The organism is Streptomyces sp. iso_384 (assembly GCF_056172905.1).
Genome location: NZ_JBWBTT010000027.1, coordinates 40,965 through 59,094 on the forward strand (window position 1 = coordinate 40,965; position 18,130 = coordinate 59,094).

An 18,130-nucleotide genomic window follows, 5' to 3' on the forward strand; every position below is an offset into this window, starting at 1 on the left:
CGAAGGCGCTCAGCCGCCGAGCAGACCGTTGCGGGCCTCGCGGAGCCCCTCGAACGAGTCGAGGTCGGGGACCGTCCAGCCGTCCAGGTCGTACTCGGACAGGCACTGGTCGACGAGCTCCTTGTAGCCGTCCAGCTGGCCGTTGGCCGTCTGCGCGAAGAGCAGCTCGGTCCGCACGTTCTCGTGGTTGCCCGAGTAGTTCCGCTCGTACAGCTCGTGTCGGCCGCCGAACTCGGTGCCCACGGCGTCCCACAGCAGTTTGAGGACCTTGACACGCTGCACGGCGTCGATGCCGCCTGACCCCCGTACGTACTTGTCAAGATACGGGCGGATCTGCGGATTCTTGAAGTCGTCCGCGCTGGAGTTCAGGTAGATCAGACCGCTCGCGACGTCCTGCTGGATGATCTCCTTGACCCGGGGATAGCCGATCTGCATGAACCACCGGTAGGCCATCCCGTACTGCGGATTGGGCAGTACTGCCCCGTTGTGCCACGGGACCGGGTTGCGCGCGGCCGCGTCCGCCAGCCCCTGGAAGAGGTTCCGCCAGGCGAGGACCTCACCGAGGCGGGTCTGCACACCCCGGAAGTCCTGGGTTCCCGTGACCTCCAGTGCCTTGGCCAGCGCGCCCACGATGAACTCCAGCTTGACCGCCAGGCGTACGCAACCGTGAAAGGTGAAGCGCTCCAGGAACCCGGACTGCCCCGAGAACATCTGGATCTTGGCCATGTCCCCGTAGATGAAGACGTTCTCCCACGGTATGAGCACCTTGTCCATGACGAGGATCGTGTCGTTCTCGTCCAGCCGCGACGACAGCGGATGGTCGAAGGGACTGCCCATCACGGCGGACGTCGCCGAGTAGGAGGAGCGGCAGATCAGCTTCACCCCCGGCGCCCCCGTGGGCACGGTGGCGACCAGCGCGAACTCCTTCTTCTTCACGGGCAGTCCGTAGTGGGCGATGAAGTTGTGGTGCGTCAGAGCGGAGCCGGTGGCGACCACCTTGGCGCCGCTGACCACCAGACCCGCGTCGGTCTCCTTCTCCACGTGCACGAAGACGTCCCCGACCTTGTCCGGCGGCAGGCTGCGGTCGACCGGGGGGTGCACGATCGCGTGGTTCCAGTACAGGACCTTCTCCTGCGACTCCCGGTACCAGCGGCGCGCGTTGTCCGAGAAGGGTGCGTAGAAGTCGGCGTTCGCGCCGAGTGTGCCGAGGAAGGCGGCCTTGTAGTCGGGGCTCCGCCCCATCCAGCCGTAGCTCATCCGCGACCAGGCGGCGATGGCCCGCTGGTCGGCCACGAGGTCCTCGGCACTGTGGGGCGTGGTGAAGAACCGGTGGGTGTAGCCGCCGCTGCCGGTGTCGGTCGTCGTGGTGAGGACCTCGCGACGGGCCGGATCGTGCAGCGCGTCGTACAAGCGGGCCGTCATCCGGACCGGGTTGCGGAACGCAGGGTGCGCGGTCACGTTCTTGACGCGCTCCCCATAGATGTAGACCTCGCGGTCGTCCTGAAGGCTCTCCACGTACTCGTCACCCGTCAGGGGACGCGTACGGGACGCCTCCTCCTTGCCTGCCCCGGCGTTCTGCTGATCGGTCATGCGCCTCATCGTGGCAGTCCTCGGCCCCGCTGGCTTCTCTCTGTGTGCGGCAGCCGGGACCTCCCGCGAGCGACGTGGCGAAGTCGCGGCGAGGCCCCAACGGCGCAATCCGGGAGGTGTCCCGGGACCCCCCGCGATGTGAGCGTCAGGGTGCAACGAACCGTCCCGACGGCCGGTTTCGACGACCGGTACCTCAAGCATGTCCTGGGAGGACTCACGATGCTCACGGCCGACATCCCCACGCGTGCGCACCTGGTGCAGCGCGCCGGCGAGCTCGCACCGCTTCTGAAGAAGAACGCCGTGCAGGCGGAGGAGGACCGACGGCTGCAGGACGAGACGGTCGAGGCGCTGGCCGGGGCCGGTCTGTTCAAGCTGCGGGTGCCCAAGCGCTACGGCGGATACGAGAGCGACACCCGCACCCTGGTCGAGGTGGCCGCCGAACTCGGCCGCGCCGACGGGGCGGCCGCCTGGACCGCGTCGGTGTACTGGATTCCCACCTTCATGGCGTGCCTCTTCCCCGACAGCGTCCAGGACGAGGTGTTCTCCACCCCCGACGTGCGGATCTGCGGCACACTCAGCCCGTCCGCGTTCGCCGCCCCCGCCGAGGGCGGGATCGTCGTCAACGGCAAGTGGGGCTTCGTCAGCGGCGCCCACCACGCCCACTGGCAGGAGATCATCGCCGTCCAGCCGACGCCCGACGGCCGACACCTTCCGGTCATGGCCCTCGTGCCGATGTCCGACCTGCAGATCATCGACGACTGGGACACCTCGGGGCTGCGCGGAACGGGCAGTGTCAGCACCGTCGCGCAGGAGGTCTTCGTCCCGCAGGAGAGGGTGATTCCTCTCCCGGCGATCCTTCAGGGCCAGTACGCCTCCGAGCTGAACGCCGACAGCCCCGCCTACCGGGTCCCGTTGCTGCCGGTCGCCGCGGCCTCCTCCGTCGGCACCGCACTCGGGCTCGCTCGCGCCGCGCTCGACGCCTTCCTCGAGCGGCTGCCAGGGCGCACGCTCACCTACACGGCGTACGAGACCCAGGCGGAGGCGCCGCTCACCCATCACCAGGTCGCCGAGGCCGCCCTCAAGACCGACCAGGCCGAGTTCCACGCCTACCGGCTGGCCGACCTCGTCGACGCCAAGGGACTCGCCGGGGAGGAGTTCACCCTGGAGGAGCGGGCCCGCGCCCGCGCCGACATGGGTGCTGTGGTGCGACTGGCCCGGGAGGCCGTCTCCATCCTCGCCTCCGCCTCGGGCGGCTCCTCCATCCATCGGGACGTCCCGATCCAGCGCATCAACCGTGACATACAGGCCATCGGTCTGCACGCGCTCATGAACCCCGACACCAACAACGAGCTGTACGGCCGGGTCCTGTGCGGCCTGGAGCCCAACACCCTCTACATCTGAGCCTTTCGGCCGCTACCTCAGGAGCAGCAGCATGACCACGCAGACTGTCGAGAACACCGTCACCGAAGCGGATAGGGCGGACATCGCCGCGCTGCCGCAGCGCATCGTCGCGGCCTGGGCCGCGCACGACGCCGACGCCTTCGCCGAGGCTTTCACCCCCGACGGATCCATGATCATTCCTGGGGTCTTCCAGAAGGGCCGCGAGGCCATACGCGCCTTCATGGCCCAGGCCTTCGAAGGCCCCTTCAAGGGCACCCGAGTGGTCGGCACCCCCGCCGACCTGCGCTTCGCCAACAGCGAGTCCGGCATCCTGATCACCCAGGGCGGCATCCTCGCTCCCGGTGAGAGCGAGCCGAGCGCCGAGCGCGCGGTCAACGCTTCCTGGGTCGTCGTCAAGCGCGAGGGCCGCTGGTACCTCGCTGCTTATCAGAACAGCCCCCGCAACGTCGCCTGACGTTCCATCAGATCCGCGAGAGAGGCCAGGTTCATGAGCAACAGAGCGGGCGAACGGGCGGTGGTGCTCGGCGGCAGCATGGCAGGGCTGCTGGCCGCACGTGTTCTCGCCGAGTCCTACGACGAGGTCCTCGTCGTAGAGCGTGACGGGATCACCGGGACGACCACGGCCCGCAAGGGTGTGGGGCAGGGACGCCACGTGCACGGGCTGCTGGCACGGGGCCAGCAGATCCTCGACGAGCTCTTCCCGGGGTTCACCGAGGAGGCCGTCGAGGCCGGCATCCCCACCGGTGACCTGGGGGAGCTGCGCTGGTTCTTCAACGGCCGCCGGCTCGAACCGGGTACGACCGGTCTCCTCTGCGTCTCGGCCACCCGTCCCGTGCTCGAGAGCCGGGTACGCGAACGGGTGGCCACTCTGCCGGGTGTGACGCTGCTGGAGCGCCATGACGTTGTCGGCCTGGTGGCGGACGAGGGCCGCGACACCGTGATCGGTGTCCGCGTCCAGGCGCGCGGGCCAGGCTCGGCAGAGCGGACCATCGAGGCCGACCTCGTCGTCGATGCGACTGGCCGGGGCTCGCGTACTCCCCGGTGGCTGGAGGAGTTCGGCTACGAGCGCCCCGAAGAGGAGAGCATCCGCATCGACCTCAGCTACACCACTCGCCGGTTCCGGTTGCGCGACGAGGCGGTGCTGGACGGCGACCTGTCGATCAACCCCGTCTCCTCGCCCAGCCACCGGCGCGGCGCTTTCCTGTCCCGGATCGAGGACGGCTTGGTCGTGGTCTCCCTCACCGGCGTCCTGGGCGACAGCCCCCCTGCTGAACTGAAGGGCTTCTTGCAGTGGGCCCGCACGCTTCCGGTATCCGACATCTACGACGCCATCCATGACGCCGAGCCAGTCGATGAGGGCACGGTGTTTCGCTATCCGGCCAGTCGGCGTCGGCACTACGAGCTGCTGGACCGTTTCCCTGCCAACTTCCTGGTGCTGGGCGACGCCGCGTGCAGTTTCAACCCGGTGTACGGCCAGGGCATGACCGTCTCCGCGCTGGAGGCACTGGTGCTCCGCGACCACCTGAGCCGGGGCGCCGTGGACCCGAAGGCCTTCCTGTCCGACATCGCGCAGGTCATCGAGGTGCCCTGGCAGTTCTCCGCCGGAGCCGACCTCGGCTACCCCGAGGTGGAGGGCGAGCGCACCCCGGAGTGGGAGGCGGGAGGCGCCTACATGGCGGCGCTGCACGCCGCCGCGACCGTCGACGGGGAGGTCACCGCCACCTTCATGCGGGTGGCGGGCCTGGTGGCGACTCCGGACGCGCTCATGAGCCCTGACATGATGCGGCGCGTCGAGGAGGGGGCACGGAAGGCGGCCCCCGCCCTGACCGCCTAGAACCGAGCGATACCCTCCTCCCCGAGGTGACAGCCCGCCCCGCGCACCGCGCGGGGCGGGCTCGCGCGTTCCGGCTCCACCGGGGGCGAACGCGCGAAGGGCCGCCGGGACGATGTCCCGGCGGCCCTTCGGCCGGTACGTCAGCGGGCGCCGGCGCCCACCGGAACCGTCACGTTCAGCCGCACCGGCAGACTGCGGTGACCGTTCATGATGAAGGTCGGCAGCGGCTGGAGTTCGTCCCGGTCCACGGCCAGCTCCAGGTCCGGGAAGCGCTCGAACAGGCGGGACAGGCCGGTGGTCGCCACCAGGCGGGCGATGCCCACGCCCAGGCAGTAGTGCGGGCCGAACCCGAAGGAGAGGTGGGACTTGTCCTTCCGGGTGAGGTCGAAGGTGTCGGGTGCGTCGGCGTGGAGCACGGGGTCACGGCCTACACCGGCGTAGTTGACCAGGATCGGGTCGCCCTTCGCTATCGTCACCCCGTCCAGGTCGATGCTCTCCGCGGCGTACCGCAGGGGGAGATGGGCCAGCGGCGACTCCACCCGCAGGGTCTCGTCGATCACGTCGTCCCAGGTGGCCTGCCCGGAGCGGACCAGATCCAGCTGGGAGCGGTCGCTCAGGAGGGCGGTGATGGCGTTGTCGAAGAAGTTGATCGTCGTCTCGGACCCGGCCCCGAGTATCGCGAAGATGGTGTCGGTGAGCTCGTCCTCGGACAGCCGCGAGCCGTCCTCGTCACGGGCGGCGACCAGGTCGCTGGTGATGTCCTCACCCGGTTCGCGCCTCTTGTCGGCGATCAGATCGGCCATCGCGCCCCGCCAGCCCGCGAGCACGGCCTGGGCCTGCTCGGGGGTGATCGTCGTGTCCACCATCGCGTCGATGACCTTGGCCGTCTTCGCGCGGGCCTCCTCGGGCATCCCGATCAGGTCCGCGACCAGGCGGGCCGGCAGCGGGTAGGCGAACATCTCGCGCAGGTCCACCGTCTCGCCCGGCTCCGCCTGCTCCAGAGCGTCGAGCAGCTGCTCGGTGAGCTGTTCCACGCGGGGCCGGAACGCCTCGGCGCGGCGCGGCGTGAACGCCTTGCCGACCAGCTTGCGCAGCCGCACATGGTTCTTGCCGTACGCCGTCACCATGTTGTCCATCGCGACCCAGCTGATCAGTTCCCAGTCCGGCCGGACTTCGCCGTTGACGAAGGCCGGCCAGTGGTTCCGGGCGCTCTTGGTGACCCTCGGGTCGGCGAGCACCTGCTTGATCGCCGCGTGGCTGTTCAGCGACCAGGCGAGCACACCGCCCGGCAGTTCCACCCGGGTCGCCGGTCCTTGTGCGCGCAGGGCCGATGCCTCGGCGTGGATGTCACTGCCACTGGTGTCGAGGGCGAAGGGGCAGCCTTGGTCCATGGGTCCATCCCGATCTGTGAGAGGTGAGGTCATCGTGCGGCCGCCGTGCCGAAGTGGGCCTGGGCCAGCTCGCGGTTGGCGAGCGTGGAGAGGAAGACGCCGTTGCCGGCGTGGCTGTGCAGGGTGGACAGGTCGCGCCAGACCCGCTCGACGCGCTCTCCGGCGCGGACCGAGCTGGAACCGGCGGTGGGGAACAACTGGCCTTCGACCGCCCTCCAGGCGAGCCGGACGGCCTCCCGGCTGATGGTGGCAAGACGCAGCTCCTCCTCGCGGGTGAAGGCCGCGGCCTCCGCGAGACACAGCTGCTTCCACTGCTGCGTGGCGTGCAGCACCGCCGCCTCGGCCGCCGCGATCAGGCCGGTGGCCTCGCCGTAGCGGAACTGGAAGTCGGGGTCCTCGGTGCGCGGGACGATCGGGAAGAACGCCGTCGTACGGGTGCGCATCAGCTCCTCGTACGCGTCCAGGGCGCCCTTGGCCATGCCCACGGCGAGGACGCCGAGCTCCAGCAGCATGAAGCTGAGCGGCCCGCCGCCGTACTCCGGTCCGTGGAGGTTCCGGCCCGGCGTCTGCTCGGTGACGGCCAGCTGGCTCAGGTGGCCGCCGAGGGTGTGGCGGCCGGGGATGCGGCCGCCGTCGATGCGGATGCTGTGCGATCCGCTTCCCTTGAGGCCCAGTTGGGTGCCCCAGTCGTCCAGGCGCTCGAACTGCGCGCGCGGGGCGATGAACAGCATCGGCGCGGGTGGCTCGCCCTCGCCGCCGGACACCAGCGTGTGGCCGATGAAGTGGGTCGCGTACGGGGAGCCCGAGCAGTAGTTCCAGGTGCCGTCGACGATCCATCCCCCCTCGCCGTCGGGGCGGGCGGAGCCGGCCGGGGCGACCGTCGCGGGGCAGATGAAGTCGCCGTCGGCGAACAGCTCCGCCTGTGTGGCCTCGTCGAACAGGGTGCCGGCCACCAACGCGTGCGCGGCGCCGAAGAGGTACATCCAGCCGGTCGACGGGCACCCGCGGGCCAGTGCCATGGAGACCTTCATGAACGTCTCCGGCCCGAACTCGTATCCGCCGTACCTGCGCGGTACGAGGATGCGGTAGAGCCCGGCGCGGGCGAAGGCCTCGTGGGTGTCCTCGGCGTAGTAGCCGCGCTCCTCGGTCTCGGCCTGCCGCTCGACCAGGGTCGCGGCCAGGGCCTCGGCGCGGGCGAGCACCGTCTCAGGGGTCAGATCGGGCTCGGGGGGAGCGACGGGGGCGAAAGGTGCCAGGGTGGTCATCGTCGATCGGATCCTCTTGCGTCGGAGGGCTCTTCGGGCCGGGAATCAGGACAGCGGGGTGCCGGGCGCATCCGACATCGCGCCCAGCAGCTCACGGAAACGGGTCACCAGGCCGACGGCCGTGGACTCGTCGAAGCGGTGGCGGTCGAACTTCAGGCTGCCCGCGAGCTTCCCGCTCGGCAGTACGTCCATGGCCCACAGCCCGCCGTCCGGAATGGCCGAGCTCACCGTCTGAGACCGGCCGCGTTCGCGGATCTCGGCGAACTCCAGGCCGCCGGCCTGGCTGCCCTCCATCGGGAAGGCGGTCTGGAGCACCTCGAACGCGACGACGGCGAGGAACCCGTCGGCGAACGGGGCGAGCAGCGCGGGGGAGTCATCGGCGATCCGGGCGAACGGGATCTCGTGCTGGTAGGCGCCGACGCAGGCGGCACGCGCCTGGTCCAGTACCTCGCCGAGGGTGGCGCATCCGGTGGTGTCGACCCGGATGGGTACGAAGTTGAAGAACGGCCCCACCGAGTCCATGAACCGTTCCTCGTAGCGGCCGGAGGAGAAGGTCGGGAAGACGATGTCGCTCGTGCCGGTGCGCTCGCGCAGCAGCACGCTGTAGGCGGCCGCCATCACCATGAACGGGGTGGAGCGCGTCGCCCTGGCGAACTTCAGGACACGCTCCGACAGCTCGGCGTCGAAGACGAAGCGGTGCACGCCGTAGGCGCTCGGCACGTTCTCGTCGCGGGGCCGGTCGGAGGTGACGCCGGTGATCTCCGCGCCCTCCAGCCGCTCGCGCCAGTAGGCGCGGTTGGTGTCGATCCGGCCGCTCGTGGCCGTCTCGTGCTGCCAGCGGGCGAACTCCTGGTACTGCACGGCCCCGGCCGTGCCGGCCGGCCGGCCCCCGGTCCGGGCCGCGTAGGCGGCGGCGAGGTCGCGCATGACGACCTGGAGCGACCAGGCGTCGGTGGAGGTGTGGTGGGTGGCCAGCACCAGGACCGCGTCGGTGGCGTCGAACCTGCCCACGGCGGCCCGCAGGTGCGGCAGTTCGCGCACGCTGAACGGACGGGCGTCCAGTTCGTTCAGGAACTCCTCGGCCCTTGCCTCGCGCGAGGCGTCGCCGGCGTCCAGGTCATGGACCTCCAGGGTGACCGAGGAGGGGGGCCGCACCACCTGGTGGCCGCCCTCCTCGTCGCTCACCACCGCGGTCCGCAGCACCTCGTGCCGGGCCACGACGTCGTCGAGGGCCTGCTGGAGAGCCGCGAGACCGATCTCGCCGGAGACCCGCCATCCGCACACCAGCGTATGCCGTTCACCGAACGCGCCGTCCGTCTCACCCTTGTCGAAGGCGCGGAGGAACTCCTGGTTGTAGGAGAGCGGAATCCGCTGGTCGAGTCCGTTCGCCTCCGGCGGTGCGGTGGAGATGCTCACAGTGACGGGTCCTTTCGGGGCCATGGGTGGCTCGGGCACCACGGGTGGGTGGTGGCGAGCGGAGTACGAGGAGGGGGAGGAGGGGAGGGACAGAGTGTCGTGGTCGCCGGCGGTCCCGCTCACCGCGGCGCGCCGGCCGGCTCCGGGGCTTCGGAGAGGTCCTGCAGATGACGGTCGAGCTCGGCGGCCGTGGAGTGGTTGAGCACATCGGCCACCGTCACCTCGACCCCCAGTTCCTCCTCGATGCGCGAGGCGAGGCGCAGGGCCTGGAGTGACTGACCGCCGAGATCGAAGAAGCTGTCGTCGACGCCGACGCCGGCGACGCCGAGCACCAGGGAGAACAGCGCACACAGGGTGCGCTGGCGCTCGTTCGAGGGGGCCGCGGCCTCGCCCCCGGGCTGCGCGGGCGGGGGGGCGGGCAGCGCGGCCCGGTCCAGCTTCCCGTTGGCCGTCAGGGGCAGGGACGCCAGCTCGACGAAGGCCGAGGGGATCATGTAGTCGGGCAGCGCGGTCGCGGAGGCCGCGCGCAGCCCCGCCGCGTCGAGACCGGGGACCTTGGGCACGATGTAGGCGACGAGGCGCTTCTCGCCGTCCTCCTGGTCCTGCGCGACGACGGCGGCGTGCGCCACGTCCGGGCGGCGGGCCAGCACATGCTCCACCTCGCCCGGCTCCACGCGGAAGCCGCGGATCTTCACCTGGTCGCCGAGGCGCCCCACGAACTCCAGGATCCCCCCGGGGCCGCGTCGCATGAGGTCGCCGGTGCGGTACAGCCGGGCTCCGGGTGCGCCATGGGGGTCCTGCACGAAACGTTCGGCCGTCAGGTCCGGCCGGCCCAGATAGCCGCGGGCGAGCCGCTCACCCGCGACGTACAGTTCGCCGGCCTCGCCGTCCGGCACGGGCCGCATCTCCCCGTCGAACAGCCGCGCGTCGACGGTGTCCATCGGGCGGCCGACGGGGATCGTCGCGGCCGGTTCGTAGTCCGCGGTGAGCGTGGCGTACGCGGCGAACGAGGACAGTTCGGTGGAGCCGTACATGGCCCGCACCACGAGGTCAGGGCACGCGTCCAGGACCCGCCGTACGGCCGTCGGGGAGATCACATCGCCCCCGGTGAGCACCTCGCGCACCGTGGCGAAGCTGTCGGGCGCCTCTTCTGCGAAGAGGCGGAACAGGCCGGCGGTCACGTGGAGCGCGGTGATGCCCTCCTGCGCCAGGAGGCCGCGCACCGTACGCACGTTCAGCTCGCCCGGCGGCGGCAGGACCACATGCCCGCCACGCAGCAGGGGCACCCAGAGCTCGTAGGCGGACACACCGAAGGCGTACGGCGCGAGGGACAGGACCCGCCGGTGCGCGCCGCCGTCCCAGCACGAGTCGTCGACGAGGCCGAGGACGCCGCGGTGCGTCACTGCGACGCCTTTGGGCGTACCGGTCGAGCCCGAGGTGTGGATGACGAAGGCGAGCCGGTCGGGCCCGCCCCCGGCCGAGGGCGCGGGAGGGCGGGGGGCGGGGTCGCGTCCGACGAGGGGGAGGATGACCTTGCTCGTGCGGGGCAGGCCGCGCTCCTGCGTCGCCGGGTCGGCGAGCAGGACGGGGGATCCGGCGCGGTCCATGATCTCCTGCATCCGCTCCGGCGGATGGGCGCTGTGCAGCGGCAGGTAGAAGGCGCCGGCCTTGAGTGCGGCGAGGATCGACACCACCAGGTCGCAGGAGCGCTCCATCAGCACCGCGACCGGGTCCTCCGGCCCGACACCGGCCTCCCGCAGACGGGCGGCGAGCCGGTCCGCCCGCTCGTCCAGTTGACGGTAGGTCAGCGAGAAGGCGCCCGACGACACCGCCACCGCGTCCGGCGTCCGGCGCGCCTGGGCGGCGAAGCGCTCGTGAATCGAGGTGGAGTCCATCGTGTTGTCCAATCGCTCGTCCCTGCCGGCCGCAGCCCGCACGAACGGGCCTGACGAATCTGCCGGAACGGTCACACAGCCCGGCGGGGCCCTGCATCTCCTGGATTGCCGTCGTCCCCGCCGCTGTTCGCGGACGCTCCCGAGGGCGGCTGCGAGCCGGGACGAGAGCGCCTTCAGGAGTCCGCACATCAGAAGATGACGCGGAATTTGAGCCACCCCGATGCTGAACAGGCCACCGAGACGGACGTAGAGGAGCTCTCCCAGTGAAAGCAGAAAGGGCCGGGGCACCGGCCCAGCAGACCAGCCGCATCGGAGGGCTCGACGGCGTCCGCGCGCTGTGCGCCCTCGGCGTGGCGGGCGTCCACACGTCCTTCGCCGCCGGAGTCATGGGCGCCTACGCGGTGCCGCCGGGGAACGAGGTCCTGGCCACGCTGCTCGCCGGTCTGAGGCCCCTGGCGCTCGGCCCGTTCTTCGTGCTCTCGGGCATGCTCCTCTACCGGCCGTTCGCCCGCTGGACCCTCACCGGCAGCAGGCGCCCCCGGATCGTGCCCTTCCTCGCCAAGCGGCTCGCCCGGCTGTGGCCCGCCTACATCCTGCTCGCGCTGGTCTGCGTGTTCCTGCTCAACTTCGCGGCCGTGGACGGGCCCTGGTACGTACTGCGGCCGATCCTCATGCTCCAGGTGTACGACTACACGTGGATCGCCGGTATGGACCCCGCCTGGACGGTTCCGGCCGAGATGCAGTACTACCTCGCGCTGCCGCTGCTGGCCGTACTGATGCACTGGCTCGCCAAGGGTGTGAGCGACCCGGTGCGCAAGGCGCGCCGCATGATGATCCCGCTGGCGCTCGTCACGGTGGGCTCTGCCGTGTGGACCTACTACATCCACCGCCCGGAGATGGGCCCCTACCCCCAGGAATACTGGTGGCCGCTCGCCGTGGGCGGAGCCTTCGCGCTCGGCATGGCGATGGCGGTCCTCCAGGTCCTGGCGGAGATCAAGCCGGACGACAAGCCCGCGCTGTACCGGATCGCGGGCAACCACCCGCTGCTGTTCTGGATCGGCGCGCTGGCCGTCTACGCCTTCAACTGCACCCAGCCGTTCGGCCGCCCGGGGTACGGCGACTACGAGGGCGTGGGCCTCGCGCTCACCCAGTACTTCCTCCTGCTGGCGTTCTCCTATCTGACGGTGATGCCGCTGTCGATCCCCGATTCCCGGTCCCGGGTGGTCGACGCGATCGTCGCCAACCCGGTCTCCCGCTACCTCGGCCGCATCTCGTACGGCATCTACCTGTGGCACTTCGCCGTCATGTACTTCTGGTTCGAGACGGGCAGCGTCTTCGGCACCGAGCCCGCCCTGATGAACCAGCTGCGCGGCACCATCGGCTTTCCCGAGCTGATGTCCGCGGTGCTCATCGGCAGCATCTTCGCGGCAACGGTGAGCCACTACCTCGTCGAACGACCGATCGTGAACGCCGTCGGTCGCTGGGCCGCCCGCAAGGAGCGCCCGGCGACGCCGGCCCCGCCCCTGCAGCAGGAGGCCTACACCGTCGCGGGACCGCGCTGACCCGGTAGCGGACTCAGCAATTCCGAAGATGCGGGAACCGCTGCGCGGTCAGCACCCTGGACGGGTCACCAACCGGACGTCTGCTCGCGTAGGCGGCCCTCTACTCAGGAGAACAATGAACACGGTTCAGTCCGCTGACGGCACCATGATCGCCTATGACCGCTCGGGCCAGGGGGAACCGCTCATTCTGGTGGGCGGGTCCTTCAGTGAGCGTGCGCATCCCACGATGACGCAGCTCGCCGAGGAACTGTCCACCAGCTTCACCGTCTTCAACTACGACCGGCGCGGCCGCGGTGACAGCGGCGACGCCGACGTGTACGCCGTGGAGCGGGAGGTCGAGGACCTCGCGGCGCTGATCGTCGAGGCGGGCGGCTCGGCGCGGGTGTTCGGACTGTCCGTAGGCGGCGCCCTGGCGCTGAAGGCCGCGGCCGACGGCCTGAGCATCACTCAGGTCGCCCTCTACGACCCGCCGTACGTCGTCGACGGGAACGGGCCGCGTCCGCCGGCCGGCTTCACCGAGAAGCTCGCCGAGCTCAGCGCTTCGGACCGCCGGGGCGAGGCTGTCGAGTTCTTCATGGTCGAGGGCATGGGAGCACCCGCCGAAGCCGTGGCCGGTATGAAGTTCGCCCCGTTCTGGGCTGGCCTGGAAAACCTGGCCCACACGCTGCCCTACGACACCACGATCCTCGGTGCCGACTTCGCGCTGCCCGCCGAGCAGCTGGCCGCCGTTGCGGTCCCGACCCTCGTGGTTCACGGCGGCGACGCCGACCCGTGGCTGCAGGTCTCCGCGAAGGCTGTTGAGGAGGCCGTTCCCGGTGCCCGGCGCCACGCGCTCGCAGGACAGGGCATCGCTGTCGACCCGGCGGTGTTGGCCCCTGAGCTGAAGGACTTCTTCGCCAACTGAGACCTCCGCCCGCCCGGCGTCCCCCGTCCGGGCGGGCGGACCCCCGTGACGAAGACGCCCGTGGAGCTCGGCTCCACGGGCGTCTTCGTCGTGCTGAGGACCGCAATCAGGAAGATGCGCGCTCGGTTGAACAGCCGGGACCATGAAGCGTCCCCGCCACGCGGCCGCTCCGTGCCGGGCCGCTGAACGTCCCCCTGAAGGAGATACCCCATGCCGTCATGGCTACAGCGATGTGCCGTCGTGCCCGGCGGACGACGCGGAAAATGGCTGGTCCTCGGGGCCTGGCTGGTCGCGGTGATGGCGCTGGGCGCGCTGGCCGGCAAGCTCGGCGAGGTCCAGGACACCAGCGCCAACGCCTTCCTGCCGCGCGGCGCCGAGTCCGCTCAGGTCAACACGGAGCTGGAGAAGTTCCGGACCGACGAGGTGCTGGCGGCCGTCGTCGTCTACAGCACCGAGGGACCGCTCGACGACGCGGTGCGCGCCAAGGCCGAGGCCGACCGCGGCGCCTTCGCCGACATCGCCGCCCCCGGCCAGCAGGTCTCGGAAGCGATCGGGTCGAAGGACGGCAAGGCCCTCATGGTGGTCGTGCCGCTGCCGGGCGAGGAGCAGTCCGTCGTCGCCGACAAGATCGACGAGCTTCGCGGTATCGCCGACGCGCAGGCTCCGCCGAGCCTCGACACGGCGGTCGGGGGGCCCGCGGGCGGCATCGCCGACGCCTTCACCGTCTTCGACACCCTCGACAGCACCCTGATGATGGCAACCGGGCTCATCGTCGTCCTGCTCCTCCTCCTCACCTACCGCAGCCCCGTCCTGTGGATCTTCCCCGCCCTCGCCGTCGGCTTCGCGTCCGTGCTGACCCAGGCGGGTACCTACCTGTTCGCCGAGTACGGGGGCCTTCAGGTCGACCCGCAGAGCTCGGGCGTACTGATGGTGCTGGTCTTCGCCATCGGCACCGACTACGCGCTGCTGCTCATCTCCCGCTACCGGGAGGAACTGCACAGCCACGAGGATCGGCACGAGGCGATGAAGATCGCCTTGCGTCGCTCCGGTCCCGCCGTCCTCGCCTCCGCGGGCACCATCACGATCGGTCTGGCCTGCCTCGGATTCGCCGACATCAACTCCTCCCGTTCCATGGGGCTGGTCGGCGTCATCGGTGTCGTCTGCGGCTACCTCGCGATGGTCACGATCCTGCCGGCGCTGCTCGTCATCGCGGGCCGCTGGGTGTTCTGGCCGCTGGTGCCGCGGCACGGGGCGAAGCGCCCCGCGTCCCGTCCCGTCTGGGAGCGCGTCGGCAACGCCGTCGCCGCCCGGCCGCGCTCCTCCTGGCTGCTGTCGCTGGCCTTCACCGGCGCGCTCGCCCTCAGCGCCCTGGGCCTGAACATGGGGCTGAGCCAGACCGACTGGTTCCAGAACGAGCCCGAGTCCGTCGTCGCCCAGGAGCGGCTCTCCGAGCACTTCCCCTCCGGCACCGCCGACCCGGCGACGATCATCGTGAAGTCGAGTGCGGCCGCGGAGACCAGCCGGACCGCCGAAGGCACGGAGGGCGTTGTCGAGGTCAGCACCGTCGGCCGTACGCCGGACGGTGAACTCACCCAGCTCGCGGCCGTCCTGGACGGCGAGCCCGACAGCCGGGCCGCCAAGGACACCGTGGAGGCCCTGCGCGCCTCGACCGACGCGCTCGTCGGCGGCACGGCGGCACAGGCCCTCGACAAGGAGAACGCCACCGCGCGTGATCTCCGCGTCGTCGTCCCGCTCGTCCTGCTCGTCGTCCTGATCGTCCTGATCTGGCTGCTGCGGTCGGTGGTCGCTCCGCTGCTCCTGCTGGGGACGGTCGTCGTGTCCTACTTCGCCGCGCTCGGCGCCTCGAACCTCATCTTCGAGCACGTCATGAACTACTCCGGCGTGGACTGGACGGTCCCGCTGCTGGGCTTCGTCTTCCTGGTAGCCCTCGGCATCGACTACAACATCTTCCTCATGCACCGCGTCAAGGAGGAGACCGCCCTGCACGGCCACACCAAGGGCGTCCTGAACGGTCTGAGCAGCACCGGCGGAGTCATCACCTCCGCGGGCCTGGTGCTCGCCGCCACCTTCGCCGTCTTCGCGGTGCTGCCGCTGGTGTCCATGGCCCAGATGGGGTTCGTCGTGTGCATCGGCATCCTCATCGACACCTTCCTCGTACGTACGGTCCTGGTACCGGCCCTCGCGCTCGACCTGGGTCCGCGCTTCTGGGCGCCGGGCTCACTGTCCAAGGTCCCGACCGGCCGGCCCCTTGCCACGCCCACGGCGCGGGAGCGTGAGCCCGAGAACGTGTGACGACAAGCCCGTTCCGCGCGCCGCCCCGGCCCCCGCACCCGCACGACGGGTGCGGGGGCCGGGGCGTGCCGTGCCCCGGACCGTTCCAGCAGCGCAACGAGGGAGATGGCCCCTGTCGACCCGTGCGCGACGATGAGGTCACCGGCTCAGCGGGGGCCGCAGACGAGGAAGGACACCACGTGAGGGGCGACGAGGACGGATCCGCGGCCACGCTCTGGTCGATGGCGAGCCTGGGCACTCCGATGGCGATACGGGTGGCCGCCACACTGCGCATCGCCGACCACATCGCGGCGGGGCTCCGCACCACTGAGGCGCTGGCACAGGCGACGGAGGCACACCCCGGGGCACTCGGCCGATTGCTGCGCTACCTCACGGTCCGGGGCCTCCTGGACCGGGACGACGACGGCGGTCACGCCCTGACGCCGCTCGGCGAGGCGTTGCGTGAGAACCACCCGGCCGGTATCCGCGCCTGGTTCGACATCGAGGGCGCGGGCCGCGGCGAGCTGTCGTTCGTGGAACTGCTCCACAGCGTCCGCACGGGCGAGGCCGCCTTCCCGGTGCGTTACGGACGCGCGTACTGGGAGGACCTGACCGACGACGCAGACCGGGCGGCCTCGTTCAACAAGCTTCTGGGCCAGGACGTCGCGGTGCGCGCACCGGGCGTCGTCGAGGGGTTCGACTGGGGGGCCCTGGGCCATGTCGTGGACGTCGGCGGCGGGGACGGATCGCTGCTCACGCGCCTGCTGGAGGCCTACCCGGCTCTTCACGGCACGGTCGTCGACCTTCCCGATGCCGCGCTCACCGCGAAGGAGACCTTCGCCGCCGCCGGGCTGGGGGACCGCGCCGACGCCGTCGCGGGCAGCTTCTTCGACGCGCTGCCCGCGGGCGCGGGCGGTTATGTCCTCTCCCTGATCCTGCACGACTGGGACGACGGCGACGCCGTCGCGATCCTGCGCCGTTGTGCCGAGGCCGCGGGAGACACGGGGTCGGTCTTCGTGATCGAATCGATCGGTGCCGCAGGGGACGCACCCCGCACCGGCATGGACCTGCGCATGCTCTGCGTCTACGGCGCCAAGGAGCGTACGGTCGCCGACTTCGCCGCGCTGGCTTCGGCCGCCGGGCTGCACGTCGCGGCGGTCCACTCGGCCGGCCCATCGGCGATCATCGAGCTGACCGCCGGCCGATGAGCAAGCACCTCACGACCGGACCGCCATCGGTGCGGCACGCGTTTGCCGCGCTGGGCACGCCTCGCGGACGCCAGGACCCCTATCCCCTGTACGAGGAGATCCGGGCCCACGGATCCGCAGTGTGGCTGAAGCCCGGCCGGCTCGTCGTCGTCGGATACGAGGACTGCGCCAAGGCGCTGCGGGACAACCGCCTGCACGTCCAGGACGCCAGGAGCTACGATGCGACGTCGCCCGGCTGGCGGGAGCACTCCTCCCTGCGGGCCTTCACCAGCTCCATGCTCTACAGCAATCCGCCGGACCACACCCGGCTGCGGACCGTGGTCAACTTCGCGTTCACCCCGCCGAAGGTTCACAGGCTCCACTCGGTGATCGAGGAGATGACCGACCGGCTGCTGGACCGGATGGCCGCGCTCGACGCCGTCGATTCGCCGGTGGACCTCATCGGCGAGTTCGCCTCCCGCCTTCCGGTCGCAGTCATCAGCACCATGATCGGCTTTCCCGAGGCCGACCAGGTGTGGTTCCGGGAAATGGCGTCGGCCGTCGCCGTCTCCACCGACGGGCTGGGGGACACGGCGGCCCTGGAGCAGGCCGACACGGCGATGGACGAGATGAGCTCCTACTTCGCCGAGCTGGTCGCCCACCGCCGCAAAGCGCCCCGGGACGACCTGATCACCTTGCTGACGGCCAGTCACGACAACAAGCGGCTCGCCCACGACGAGCTCATGGGCACCTTGATGGTGCTGCTGACCGCGGGGTTCGAGACGACGAGCTTCCTCATCGGCCACGGTGCGATGCTCGCCCTGGACCGACCGGCCCTCGCCGAACGCCTCCGCGGCGAGGAGGACTTCGCCCGGCGCTACGTCGAGGAGATCCTGCGCTACGAGCCGCCCGTCCACGTCACGAGCCGCCGGGCGGTCGACGGTATCGAGCTGCTGGGCACCCCGGTCCCGGCAGGCACCCGGTTGACCCTGATCCTGGCCGCCGCCAATCGCGACCCGCGGCGCTTCGCCGAACCCAGGCGCTTCGATCCGGACCGCCGGGACAACAAGCCCCTGAGCTTCGGGGCGGGTGGACACTTCTGCCTGGGCGCCCCGCTGGCCCGCCTGGAGGCCGCGATCGCGCTGCCCCGGCTGTTCGCCCGCTTCCCCGGCCTCGCGGCGAGCAGCCCGCCCGTGTACCGGGACCGCTGGGTGGTGCGGGGGCTGGACACCTTCCCCGTCGCCCTTGGCGCGTAGTACGCCAGCCCCTTTACCAGAGCGGCGACGGGTGATCCATCCAGCATTTACGAAGATGCACTGATCAGTCCCGAGACACGACGATTTCGGGGAGTCGGCAGACCGTGCGCGACACGCACCGCACAGGTACGGCACCG

General features: G+C 70.7%; 13 protein-coding genes. 8 read left to right on the forward strand and 5 right to left on the reverse strand.

All coding sequences use genetic code 11. From position 1 onward, the window contains the following. Positions 1-9 precede the first annotated feature (9 nt). A complete protein-coding gene (locus AC0VY3_RS37515) occupies positions 10-1,590 on the reverse strand; it encodes a 4-hydroxyphenylacetate 3-hydroxylase family protein (RefSeq protein WP_103513056.1) in 1,581 nt (526 codons plus the stop codon). A gap of 219 nt (positions 1,591-1,809) precedes the next feature. On the opposite strand from AC0VY3_RS37515, the gene AC0VY3_RS37520 reads away from it, so the two are divergent. Genes AC0VY3_RS37520 through AC0VY3_RS37530 form a run of 3 tightly spaced genes read left to right on the forward strand, consistent with a single transcriptional unit; the run spans position 1,810 to position 4,825 of the window. Next, complete coding sequence (locus tag AC0VY3_RS37520; protein ID WP_103513100.1) at positions 1,810-2,991, forward strand: acyl-CoA dehydrogenase family protein; 1,182 nt, start codon at positions 1,810-1,812, stop codon at positions 2,989-2,991. A gap of 31 nt (positions 2,992-3,022) precedes the next feature. Continuing rightward, positions 3,023-3,445, forward strand: coding sequence for an SgcJ/EcaC family oxidoreductase (locus tag AC0VY3_RS37525; RefSeq protein ID WP_103513055.1), 423 nt, complete (start codon positions 3,023-3,025; stop codon positions 3,443-3,445). Between the two features lie 33 nt (positions 3,446-3,478). Next, on the forward strand, positions 3,479-4,825 hold the full coding sequence (locus tag AC0VY3_RS37530; RefSeq protein ID WP_103513054.1) for an FAD-dependent oxidoreductase: 1,347 nt from the start codon (positions 3,479-3,481) through the stop codon (positions 4,823-4,825). A 140-nt stretch (positions 4,826-4,965) separates the two neighbouring features. Here AC0VY3_RS37530 and AC0VY3_RS37535 read toward each other — a convergent pair whose 3' ends face one another. From AC0VY3_RS37535 to AC0VY3_RS37550, 4 genes are all read right to left on the reverse strand, one after another. Continuing rightward, entirely contained in the window at positions 4,966-6,216 is a 1,251-nt protein-coding gene (locus tag AC0VY3_RS37535; RefSeq protein ID WP_103513053.1) for a cytochrome P450 family protein, read from the reverse strand. A gap of 29 nt (positions 6,217-6,245) precedes the next feature. After that, positions 6,246-7,481, reverse strand: a complete 1,236-nt coding sequence (locus tag AC0VY3_RS37540) for an acyl-CoA dehydrogenase family protein (RefSeq protein WP_103513052.1) — start codon at positions 7,479-7,481, stop codon at positions 6,246-6,248. A 45-nt stretch (positions 7,482-7,526) separates the two neighbouring features. Then, entirely contained in the window at positions 7,527-8,897 is a 1,371-nt protein-coding gene (locus tag AC0VY3_RS37545; protein WP_475551969.1) for a condensation domain-containing protein, read from the reverse strand. A 119-nt stretch (positions 8,898-9,016) separates the two neighbouring features. Further along, on the reverse strand, positions 9,017-10,792 hold the full coding sequence (locus tag AC0VY3_RS37550; RefSeq protein ID WP_475551994.1) for a non-ribosomal peptide synthetase: 1,776 nt from the start codon (positions 10,790-10,792) through the stop codon (positions 9,017-9,019). Positions 10,793-11,055: 263 nt separating this feature from the next. Between AC0VY3_RS37550 and AC0VY3_RS37555 the strand changes: the two genes are divergently transcribed. From AC0VY3_RS37555 to AC0VY3_RS37575, 5 genes are all read left to right on the forward strand, one after another. After that, on the forward strand, positions 11,056-12,354 hold the full coding sequence (locus tag AC0VY3_RS37555) for an acyltransferase family protein (protein WP_103513050.1): 1,299 nt from the start codon (positions 11,056-11,058) through the stop codon (positions 12,352-12,354). 115 nt (positions 12,355-12,469) lie between these two features. Next, complete coding sequence (locus AC0VY3_RS37560; RefSeq protein ID WP_103513049.1) at positions 12,470-13,258, forward strand: alpha/beta fold hydrolase; 789 nt, start codon at positions 12,470-12,472, stop codon at positions 13,256-13,258. 210 nt (positions 13,259-13,468) lie between these two features. After that, a complete protein-coding gene (locus AC0VY3_RS37565) occupies positions 13,469-15,571 on the forward strand; it encodes an MMPL family transporter (protein ID WP_103513048.1) in 2,103 nt (700 codons plus the stop codon). A gap of 221 nt (positions 15,572-15,792) precedes the next feature. Further along, positions 15,793-16,758, forward strand: coding sequence for a methyltransferase (locus tag AC0VY3_RS37570; RefSeq protein ID WP_475551995.1), 966 nt, complete (start codon positions 15,793-15,795; stop codon positions 16,756-16,758). After that, the gene (locus tag AC0VY3_RS37575; RefSeq protein WP_475551970.1) at positions 16,755-17,993 is read left to right on the forward strand and encodes a cytochrome P450; all 1,239 of its coding nucleotides are present in this window, start codon (positions 16,755-16,757) and stop codon (positions 17,991-17,993) included. The genes AC0VY3_RS37570 and AC0VY3_RS37575 overlap by 4 nt, the downstream gene beginning before the upstream one ends. The last annotated feature ends 137 nt before the right edge of the window (positions 17,994-18,130 follow it).

Coding starts and splice junctions, on each gene's coding strand:
- AC0VY3_RS37515 (WP_103513056.1), bottom strand. CDS start 1,590: ATGACCGATCAGCAGAACGCCGGGGCAGGCAAGGAGGAGGCGTCCCGT.
- AC0VY3_RS37520 (WP_103513100.1), top strand. CDS start 1,810: ATGCTCACGGCCGACATCCCCACGCGTGCGCACCTGGTGCAGCGCGCC.
- AC0VY3_RS37525 (WP_103513055.1), top strand. CDS start 3,023: ATGACCACGCAGACTGTCGAGAACACCGTCACCGAAGCGGATAGGGCG.
- AC0VY3_RS37530 (WP_103513054.1), top strand. CDS start 3,479: ATGAGCAACAGAGCGGGCGAACGGGCGGTGGTGCTCGGCGGCAGCATG.
- AC0VY3_RS37535 (WP_103513053.1), bottom strand. CDS start 6,216: ATGGACCAAGGCTGCCCCTTCGCCCTCGACACCAGTGGCAGTGACATC.
- AC0VY3_RS37540 (WP_103513052.1), bottom strand. CDS start 7,481: ATGACCACCCTGGCACCTTTCGCCCCCGTCGCTCCCCCCGAGCCCGAT.
- AC0VY3_RS37550 (WP_475551994.1), bottom strand. CDS start 10,792: ATGGACTCCACCTCGATTCACGAGCGCTTCGCCGCCCAGGCGCGCCGG.
- AC0VY3_RS37560 (WP_103513049.1), top strand. CDS start 12,470: ATGAACACGGTTCAGTCCGCTGACGGCACCATGATCGCCTATGACCGC.
- AC0VY3_RS37565 (WP_103513048.1), top strand. CDS start 13,469: ATGCCGTCATGGCTACAGCGATGTGCCGTCGTGCCCGGCGGACGACGC.
- AC0VY3_RS37570 (WP_475551995.1), top strand. CDS start 15,793: ATGGCGAGCCTGGGCACTCCGATGGCGATACGGGTGGCCGCCACACTG.
- AC0VY3_RS37575 (WP_475551970.1), top strand. CDS start 16,755: ATGAGCAAGCACCTCACGACCGGACCGCCATCGGTGCGGCACGCGTTT.